Annotated in this window: 10 protein-coding genes and 1 tRNA gene; 5 read left to right on the forward strand and 6 right to left on the reverse strand. The window is 60.8% G+C overall.

The window, feature by feature from the left end:
- Positions 1-151 precede the first annotated feature (151 nt).
- A complete protein-coding gene (mdh, locus tag WBV42_RS12825; protein WP_423986378.1) occupies positions 152-1,069 on the forward strand; it encodes a malate dehydrogenase in 918 nt (305 codons plus the stop codon).
- A gap of 101 nt (positions 1,070-1,170) precedes the next feature.
- Here the strand turns inward: mdh and WBV42_RS12830 are convergent, their stop codons facing one another.
- The 3 genes from WBV42_RS12830 to WBV42_RS12840 form a co-directional block, all read right to left on the reverse strand.
- Positions 1,171-1,830 carry a metallophosphoesterase family protein gene (locus WBV42_RS12830; RefSeq protein ID WP_423986379.1) on the reverse strand — a complete coding sequence of 220 codons (660 nt, stop codon included), beginning with the start codon at positions 1,828-1,830 and terminating at the stop codon, positions 1,171-1,173.
- Between the two features lie 25 nt (positions 1,831-1,855).
- A complete protein-coding gene (locus WBV42_RS12835; RefSeq protein WP_423986380.1) occupies positions 1,856-2,434 on the reverse strand; it encodes an IMP cyclohydrolase in 579 nt (192 codons plus the stop codon).
- Between the two features lie 62 nt (positions 2,435-2,496).
- Complete coding sequence (locus WBV42_RS12840; RefSeq protein WP_423986381.1) at positions 2,497-3,633, reverse strand: FAD-dependent monooxygenase; 1,137 nt, start codon at positions 3,631-3,633, stop codon at positions 2,497-2,499.
- Positions 3,634-3,780: 147 nt separating this feature from the next.
- On the opposite strand from WBV42_RS12840, the gene WBV42_RS12845 reads away from it, so the two are divergent.
- The gene (locus tag WBV42_RS12845; RefSeq protein WP_423986382.1) at positions 3,781-4,446 is read left to right on the forward strand and encodes a helix-turn-helix domain-containing protein; all 666 of its coding nucleotides are present in this window, start codon (positions 3,781-3,783) and stop codon (positions 4,444-4,446) included.
- Positions 4,447-4,570: 124 nt separating this feature from the next.
- Positions 4,571-4,643, forward strand: a tRNA-Gln gene (locus WBV42_RS12850).
- 86 nt (positions 4,644-4,729) lie between these two features.
- Here the strand turns inward: WBV42_RS12850 and WBV42_RS12855 are convergent.
- The 3 genes from WBV42_RS12855 to WBV42_RS12865 all read right to left on the reverse strand — a co-directional run bounded on the left by WBV42_RS12855 (position 4,730) and on the right by WBV42_RS12865 (position 7,913).
- Positions 4,730-5,107: a DUF5789 family protein gene (locus WBV42_RS12855; protein WP_423986383.1), complete on the reverse strand. Its 378-nt coding sequence runs from the start codon at positions 5,105-5,107 to the stop codon at positions 4,730-4,732.
- Between the two features lie 62 nt (positions 5,108-5,169).
- Positions 5,170-5,658 carry a KEOPS complex subunit Cgi121 gene (cgi121, locus tag WBV42_RS12860; RefSeq protein WP_423986384.1) on the reverse strand — a complete coding sequence of 163 codons (489 nt, stop codon included), beginning with the start codon at positions 5,656-5,658 and terminating at the stop codon, positions 5,170-5,172.
- On the reverse strand, positions 5,655-7,913 hold the full coding sequence (locus tag WBV42_RS12865) for an ATP-dependent DNA helicase (RefSeq protein ID WP_423986385.1): 2,259 nt from the start codon (positions 7,911-7,913) through the stop codon (positions 5,655-5,657). Before WBV42_RS12865 ends, cgi121 begins: the two co-directional genes overlap by 4 nt.
- Positions 7,914-8,036: 123 nt before the next feature.
- On the opposite strand from WBV42_RS12865, the gene WBV42_RS12870 reads away from it, so the two are divergent.
- Complete coding sequence (locus tag WBV42_RS12870; protein WP_423986386.1) at positions 8,037-8,789, forward strand: nucleoside phosphorylase; 753 nt, start codon at positions 8,037-8,039, stop codon at positions 8,787-8,789.
- 67 nt (positions 8,790-8,856) lie between these two features.
- The gene (locus tag WBV42_RS12875) at positions 8,857-9,099 is read left to right on the forward strand and encodes a ferredoxin (protein ID WP_423986387.1); all 243 of its coding nucleotides are present in this window, start codon (positions 8,857-8,859) and stop codon (positions 9,097-9,099) included.
- Positions 9,100-9,193 lie beyond the last annotated feature (94 nt).

Raw genomic sequence — 9,193 nt, forward strand, 5'->3', positions numbered from 1 at the left:
GAAACGAAGTCGTTTCGAAGCGAACGGTCAGCAACGGTACACATAAATTCGGTCCGTAACGGCGAACCTGTCTAAACACATCGTCGGTCGTCGCGCGAAGAATCCCGCTTCCGGAGGATTTAACCAAACAGCAGGGCGTCTTTTAGGTGACATGGTGAAAGTAAGCGTAGTCGGTGCGGCAGGCACTGTTGGAGCCGCCGCAGGCTACAACATCGCACTGCGTGACGTCGCGGACGAACTGGTTTTCGTGGACATTCCGGACATGGAAGACAAGACGATCGGACAGGCCGCCGACGTGAACCACGGGGCCGCCTACGACTCGAACACGACCGTTCGACAGGGCACCTACGAGGACACCGCCGGGTCGGACGTCGTCGTCATCACGGCCGGGATTCCGCGCCAGCCGGGACAGACGCGTATCGACCTCGCGGGTGACAACGCACCCATCATGGAGGACATCGGGTCCTCCATCGCCGAGCACAACGACGACGATTTCGTCACCATCACCACCTCGAACCCGGTGGACCTGCTCAACCGTCACCTCTACGAGACGGGCGACCGAGCACGGGAGAAAGTTATCGGCTTCGGCGGCCGCCTCGACAGCGCCCGGTTCCGCTACGTGCTGAGCCAGCGCTTCGATGCGCCCGTCCAGAACGTCGAAGCGACCATCATGGGTGAGCACGGCGACGCACAGGTGCCGGTCTTCTCGAAGGTCCGCATCGACGGTGCCGACCCCGAGTTCACGGACGACGAGAAAGAGGAGATCCTCGGCGAGCTCAAAGAGAGCGCGATGAACGTCATCGAGAAGAAGGGCGCGACCCAGTGGGGTCCGGCGACGGGCGTCGGCCACATGGTCGAAGCTGTCATCCGCGACACCGGCGAAGTGCTCCCCGGTTCCGTCAAACTCGAAGGCGAGTACGGTCACGAGGGCGTCGCACTCGGTGTCCCCGTCAAACTCGGCACGAACGGTGTCGAGGAAGTCGTCGAGTGGGACCTCACCGAGTTCGAGCGCGAACAGCTCGGGACGGCCGCCGACAAACTCGCGGAGCAGTACGAGAAGATCGAGTAAGCGAGTTTCGAGCGACTCACAGTCAGTTCTTTTTTGGACGCGATGCGAACGAGAAGAGTAGAGAGGCGACGGAAACGGCTCGCGAAACCTCGATACGGCGACTATCGACCCAACTCCAATCGCGTGCCGATCTTGTCAGGCAATCCGGCTTCCCGAACCGCTTCCTGCACCGTCCCGATGTCGTACTCGACGCGTCGTTCGTCCACGGTCAACTCGTCGAGATCAAGAACCGCGTAGGCCGCGCGCGGGTCGCCGTCGCGCGGTTGTCCGACGCTGCCGGGGTTCATCACGATACCCTCGTCGTACGTTTCGTGATGCTGGACGTGCGTGTGACCCATGACGAGTACGTCCTCGTCGCCGAGCATGTCGGCGTCGAACTCCTCGGGGTAGGTGTAGTGGTCCGGGTCGTCCGGATGACCGTGGACGATTCTCACGCGGCCATCGCACGCGAGACGCGAATCGGGAAGTCGGGCGAGCCATTCCCGTTGCAAATCGTTGAGTTCGGCACGGGCGTGCTCGACGCCAGCCTGCGCCATGCCGTTGAACGCGAACGGCGTCTCCGAGACGACCGCTCGGTCGTGATTTCCCATCACGCACGCCGTGGCTCGGTCGCGGACGATATCGACGCACTCGGCGGGCCACGGGTTGTAGCCGACCACGTCACCGGCACAGAGCAACGCCTCGACGAGAGGCATGTCATCGAGAACTGCATCGAGCGCGATGCGATTCGAGTGAACGTCCGAGAGAATACCGACTTTCATGTCGGGTGATACGTTCGGCGGTGCCTTAATTCCCGTTCTCGACGGCGAGGTCGAATCCGTCGTTTCCGCCGTTGCGGGTAACGGCGACCGCACAGACGGGATGCTCGAAGTCGAGGTCGTAGGCGGTACTCGCCGCGCTCTCGGCGTCGTCAGCCTCGAAATCGAACGACTCCGGCGCGTCCTTCTCGTAGGTGGCGACGAGCGTCGGCTCCGTCACTTCCCGTACCAACAGGGCATTGCGCCGGACGATACCGATGTACGATTCCTCGCCGATGGTACCTGCGATTCGCGGCGTGTCATAGTCGTCCTTCTCGTAGTCCAGGGAGAGCAGACACTCGACGAGGGCATCACGTGCCGGGTAGCCGAGTTCGATTTTCTCCGCGATCGGGTCCACCTGCGACCCGTTGCCGATGACGGCCGTGTCGCCGACGACGCGAGCACAGTTGTACGAGATATACGGGTTGTCCGTCTCCGGCGCGTCCTCGGTCGGCCCGACGGTGACGGTGTCCTCACGCGCGACTGCCTTCCGATTCGGGAACGACCGCGACGAAACTCGATACGCACCTGTCTCCGGTCCAACGATGATGAAGCGTCCGACGTACATACACGAACATGCGTAATTGGGACAGAAATAGGTGCTGGTTTGTGCAAAGATACGGTGTTATCTTATATATCGCTCGACAGGAACTCCTGGAAATACCCCTCCATCCGTTCTTGGGAGTAGAACTTCACGCCTTGATCGCGGATACCCGCCAAGAAGTGGTTTTCAACCATGACGAACGAACCGAGCCGACGCGACTTCTTCTGTACCGTATCGACCCGATCACGGCGACGGGAGACGTAGTGGGAGAGACCCTGTTCGATATACTTCGAGTCCGTTCGGGTCAACTCGTCCGCGAGAACCGCTGCCGATTCCATCGCCATCGACGCACCGACGCCAGCGGTCGGCAGGATTGCATGTCCGGCATCGCCGATCAAGACGACACGTCCCTTGGTCCACTCGTCCATGTGGAGGTCGTAGAAATCGTCGTGCCACATCGTCGCCGGATCGTCCATCTCGTCGAGGATATCCGGCACCAGGCCGCTCATATCGTCGAAAGTCGTTCGAATCCTCTCGATTCGCTCGTCGACCGGATCCGGTGTTCCTTCCGGCGCGGTGGCAGCGAGGAAGCACGCCAACTTGTCTTCCGTCGGATACAGTCCGACGAACCGTCCCGCGCCCCAATGTTCCTGTACCTCGCCCGTCGTCGCCATCGAGGGATCGACCCAGAACGCCCACCAAGTCATGTCGTGGTAGGTCAACTCCACGTCACCGAACACCAGTTCCCGAACTGTCGAGTGAATACCGTCGGCACCGACGACGAGGTCGTACGTTCCAGTCGTGCCATCGGTGAAGGTGACGTCTACTCCGTCGGCGTGCTGGGCGACGTCCGTGACGGTCGTCCCCATCCTGATAGTCCCCTCCGAAACGGTCGTCTGTAACACGTCGATGAGATTCGGTCGCCAAACGAGGAACGTCTCACCGTACTCGTCCGCGAGACTCCCCATATCGTACTCGTGTAGCTGTTCTCCGTTGTGATTGAATACGTGGTACTCCTCGAACTGGTCGGCGTCCCCAAGGAGTTCGTCGTATTTACCGAGTCCCTTCAACACGTTCGACCCTGCGGGCCACAGGCTGAGAGTGTAGCCGAGACCGCCGTAGTTTTCGGACTTCTCCACGACGTCGGGCGAAAATCCCCTCCCTTCCAGCAGTCCTGCCAGCGTCAGGCCAGCGATTCCGCCACCAACTACGAGAACTCGCATGTCCGTACCGTATCGTACATTCGTTGTCATCGTAGCGACGTGTACGAACCTGGGAATCGTCGCTCTGTTCTCTAGCATGCCACTGGTCTTTATAAGGTATAGTCATCGATATCGAACCGTCACGGGGAACGAGTAGATGAGAGAGACATGAGGTATGCAACAGTCGTCGTTCGGTGGGATGTGGGCGACCTCCATCCACTCGACGATGCGGTGGCAAACGCATCGGACGTTACCATCGAGACGACCTACTATATCAACCCGATTCGTGATGGAACGTACGCCGAGCTGAGCCGACTTCGGGGGGACTCAGCGCGAATACGCGAACTGTTGCGGGAAACACCGGAGGTGTTGGACTTCGACGTTCCACCCGGAAGCGACGGCATCACGTACACCCACTACGAGTCCTCGCCGCTCATGGACGCACTGTTGGGTGTGCTGTTCGACCACGAAATCGTCCTCGAATGGCCGGTCGAATTCGTCGATACCGGCACCGACCGCGGCGTCCGGGTGACGTTCTTGGGAACGGAACACGCACTGAGCGCCGCATTGAACGACGTTCCTCCCGACTTCGGAATCGAACTCGAACGGATGGGCGAGTACTCGCCATCGATTTCCGATCCGGTCGCAACGCTCACCGACCGCCAACAGGAGGTGTTGGCAGTGGCAGTCCGAGAGGGCTACTACGAGATGCCCCGGGAAACGACGCATCGAGAGATAGCCGACGAACTCTCGGTCGCTCCTGGAACGATCAGCAAACAGTTACAACGTATCGAGATGACGTTGATTTCGTCGCTCGTGGCCGCGAGCCAGTAGATTCGTTGCCGAATCGATATCCATGATAGCAGGATGCAACGCTCGGCCGGGTTCGAAACACTGAAATACGGAACTGTGCTACCGTTGAATGCAGATTCAGCGAACCAAGTCGCTGAACGACAGCAGTCCCATGGGGTAGTGGCCAATCCTGTTGCCTTCTGGGGGCAACGACCGCGGTTCGAATCCGTGTGGGACTACTCAAAATTTTGTGGTCGACCATCCCGTCGAGCGTCGTGACCGGACGGTCGAATACCCCTCCGTTTCAACTGGAACGTTCGACAGTTTACCCCTGATCGACGTTCGATTCCGAACTCGTTTCCTCGTCGTCCAACTCGCGTAGCTCACGTTCATCGTTGTACTCCGCCAACCCACCGGCATCGCCCGAGATTTCGTTATACACAGCCTCGCGTGCCTCTTCTGGCGATTCGAAGCGCTCGTCCACGAGTCGGTCGAAGACGCTTCCGAGCGTTTCGGTCTCGTTCGGCAAGTCGAGCGGTTGGTCGCCGTATTCGGTCGCCAATTCCTCGCTCGTCGTCGGATACTTGTGCTCACCGAGCATTCGACCCGCGTCGCCCAGCATGTCTTCGACGCGCTCGGCCCGCTCACGCTGTCGTTCCCGCGCACTGTCCTGTACACGTTCGGCGTCGTGATCGTCGGGCATACGAAGCGGTACACGGCGACGTTTGAAATTCATACTGGCCATCAAAATCGGCCATCGTCAGCCTACTTCTCCACTTCGAGCAAGGCAACCCGTTCGCAGACGAGGTCGGAGAGATCGACAGTCGTCGTCGCCGCTTCCCGTTCCGAAATATCGAAAAATTCGAACACGGAGTCGCGGGTCGCGGTTCCGAGCGTTTCTGCGGGAGTCAATAACTCGGAGACGGCATCCGTGGCGGGTCGTTCCTGCTCACCATCGACCACGACGACGACGCGTTGTTCACCCTCCGAGACGCCCATCGTGAGCGCCTGGTTGATCTGACGACGGCCCGCCGCGTACAGGAGGATTTCGACCGACCGGTCGTGAGCGACGTTCTCGCCGCGTTCGAACGAACGGTTCGCGTGGTTCACCGCGGATTGGAGATGTTCTCTTCCGGCCACGTAGTCTGCGTCGAAGGCCTGAACGGCACAGTCGAACTCGTCGCCGATTGACCCGAGGCGGGCGACGAAATCGTTTACGTCCGTGATCGTCACCCGTCCTTCGACCAGTTTCATTCGAAATCACCGAGACTCTGCTGGCCGCTGTCGTTGGCCGCCCGAGTGCTCGCCACCGCGGTTTCCGTGTCGGCTTCGACGTCGTCCAGCGATGGGTCCTGTCGTCCGACGTTTTCGAGGATGCTTTCGGCCGTCTTCTTCCGGCCGCGGAGCGCACCGAGGACGACCGATTTGTCCGCCTCACGGAGGTCAGCCCGCGACTCGATACCGGCTTCATACAGCCGACGGGCACGTTTTCTCCCGACGTTTCGGACGCCCGCGAGGTCGAGCAGTTCCTCCTCGACACCGTACTCGACGCGTTTTCGCGCCTCCCTGACGGCAGTCGTCGTCGCAGATGGAATTCCCTCGGCATCGTTGCGCTGGAGTTCTGCGGCCAATCGCTCGGCCGCGTTGAGCAACCACTGTGCCGTCTCGACTTTGCCGCGGATGTCGCCGGGGCCGATGGCGTAGCGCTCGGTAATGCGGTCTTCGTCCAATTCGCTCGCCCAATCTTCGAGCAGGCGGGCGGTCTTCAGCGCGGAAAGCCAATCCTCGAAGGCGTTGTCCTCGAACTCCGAGGGCATGTGTCCGAGGAACTCGGGTTCGCGTTCGTAGGCGATTTCGGTGTATCGTTCGCGGTCGCCGGAGCGCAGATAGAGTTGATACATGTCCGGCGTACGCGAGACGAGGTGGTACAGACTGAGGGCGGTCGGTTCGCCCTCCGCCTCCCGGAGGCCGTCGATGATTTCGGCGGCACTCATCGGGTCGAGATACAGTTGCGAGACGCGATGGCCGAGCCCGGTCGCGCGCAGTCGGTCGTCGCGTTCGAGGAAGCCGTTCCGTTCGAGATAGTCGAGCACTCGCTGGGTGACGGTTTCGAGTCGGCCGGTTTCGTCGGTTTGGGTCGCATACAGCGTCCGTTCGAGGAAGTCCAGCAGTTCCTCCTCCGTCCCTGCGAACCCGGACGCGACGGTGGCGAGGATATGGGTTCGAAGAGCGGGTTCCGCCGCGAGTTTGGAGTGGACCGGTTCCGGGTCGGCCCAGACGTACTGGTCGAACAGTTCCTGCAGTTCGTCGTGACTCTTGCTGATGAGCACCGCTTCGCCGTGCGGATCGAGGCCGGGACGTCCCGCGCGCCCGAACATCTGGTGGACTTCGAGCACGTCGAGCGGTTGCATGCCGCCGATGTCGCCGTCGTAGCGACGCCAGTCGCGGACGATGACACGTCTGCTCGGGGTGTTCACACCCGCCGCGAGCGTCGGCGTCGCGCTGATGACCTTGATGAGTTTGTCGCGGAACGCGTCTTCCACGAGCGACCGATGTTCACTGGCGAGTCCCGCGTGGTGGAACGCGGCACCGCTCTCGATGGCGGTTGCGAGGTCGTCGCTCGTCTCCGTGTCGCTCACGTCACGGATTTGGTCGGCGATGTCGAGGAGTCCGCGACACTCCTCGTCGGTCAGATGGGTCTTGGTCACGTCCGCGAGCCGTTTCGCCGACGCCTCCGCGTTCCGACGGGAGTTGACGAACACGAGCGATGACCCGCCGTCTTCGAGCGTGTCTCGGACGAGTGCGGCGGTTTCCTTCTCGTTTCCGCGTGCGAGTTCCTGTTGTGTTCCGTCGTCGAAGTGGAGCGCCTGACCGTAGAGAACGCCCTTTCTGAGGTCGATCGGACGCCACGTCGAATCCACGAGGGTGGCGTCGAGCCAGTCGGCCATCTCCTCGGCGTTACCGACTGTTGCCGACAGCGCGACGGTTTGAAGGTTCGGGTTGACGCGTCGGAGTTTGGCGAGCGTGACTTCGAGCGTCGGACCGCGGTGAGCGTCGTTGACGAGGTGGACTTCGTCGGCGACGACGCAGGAGAGGTCGTCCACCCACTTCGCGCCGTTCCGGACGAGCGAGTCCACCTTCTCGCTCGTGGCGACGATGATGTCCTTCGAGGCGAGCCAATCGCCGTCGCTGTCGTAGTTGCCGGTCGAGACGCCGATGGAGACGCCGTACTGTTCGAACTCCTCGAACTCCTCTTTCTTCTCGCTGGCGAGTGCGCGGAGGGGAACGATGTAGAGGGCTTTGCCACCGCGGGCGACGCTCGAAAGCATGGCGAGTTCGGCGATGAACGTCTTGCCGCTCGCCGTCGGAATGCTGGCGACGATGCTCTCGCCGTCGGTGATTCCCGCCTCGACGGCCTCCCCCTGTGGCGGGTAGAGTTCCTCGATTCCTTGTGCCTGGAAGTGTTCGGGAACGCCGTCCGGCAAGCCCGTCAAATCGGCGACGTTCACGCACGCTCACCCTGCGTGCGCGGTGCGAGTCCGGTCATTACCATCGTTTGGCGCGTCTTACCGTTTAAACTGTCGGGTGCGTACGGTGCGAAGGTATTTTTCAATTCGCTATACAGTTGAGATATGAAAATCCCGAATTACGGCGACAAGTACGATGCTCCGGCGCTGTTCTCGCCGGAGGATGCGGTTGACGCTCATGGCGGAGCGTTACCCGACATGCCGAAAGCGGTCATCCTCGGATTCGAGGACGAGTTGCGTTCGACGGCGGAGAACAGAGCGACGGAGAGCGTGAATTATGTTCGGAGTCAGGAACTGCAACTGCTGGACGAAAACGTGGGATTCATCGGGGGGTTCGGTATCGGCCCGACGGTGACGGGAATCGTCGCCGAAAACGCGATTGCGGCGGGAGCCGAAGTCGTTTGCATTCTCTGTGGCTGTGCCGGATTGCAGACGGACATCCCGCTGACGGACGCGATTTTGCCGACGCACGCGATCCGCGACGAGGGAATCTCGTATCATTACCTGCCGGGCGATGAACGGGTAGAATCGACGCCGGAGCTGACCGATCATCTCGAATCCGCGCTTGCCGCGGCCGGAATCGAGACACACCGCGGACCGACGTGGTCGATGGGTGCGATGTACCGAGAGACGATTCCCGAAATCGAACACTACGCGAACGAGGGTGTTCTGTCGCTCGGCATGGTGGAGGCTTCCCTGCTCGCGGTTGCGGCGTATCGAGGCGTCGATGCGGGTGTCGTCCACCAAATCGGAGACTATCTCACGGCCGACGAATGGGTGCCGAATTCCGACGAACAGTCCACCCTTCCATCGATGCTCGATCCAACGATTGAAGCGCTTCGAAGGTACGTTTCGTGAGGGGTATTTCACCGTTCTCGAAAGCTGCTCCGTCATCCCTTTGAGGGCACACATCGGAGGAGTACGTATGAAGATCGAATACGACCGGAACACCTGTACGGGAATGTTCCAATGTACCGCGGAATGGGATCAGTTCGCGGAAAACCGCGAGGAAGGCAAAGCCGATCTGCTCGACAGCGAAGAAGAGGATGAAGGGATCTTCGTCCGCGACGTTCCCGAGGGGGCGGAGTTCGACGCCGAGATGGCCGCCCGTGTCTGTCCCGTGGACGCCATCAAGGTGTACGACGACGACGGTGAACAGATCGTCTGATACCGACGGACGGTCACTAGTTAGTTAGAAAATAAAACGATCGAAGGGGAGTGTTTCGAGTGGAAACAAGGGGAGTGCGGCGAGATATCCGTGC

Source organism: Haladaptatus sp. (assembly GCF_049589095.1).
Classification (GTDB): Archaea; Halobacteriota; Halobacteria; order Halobacteriales; family Haladaptataceae; genus Haladaptatus.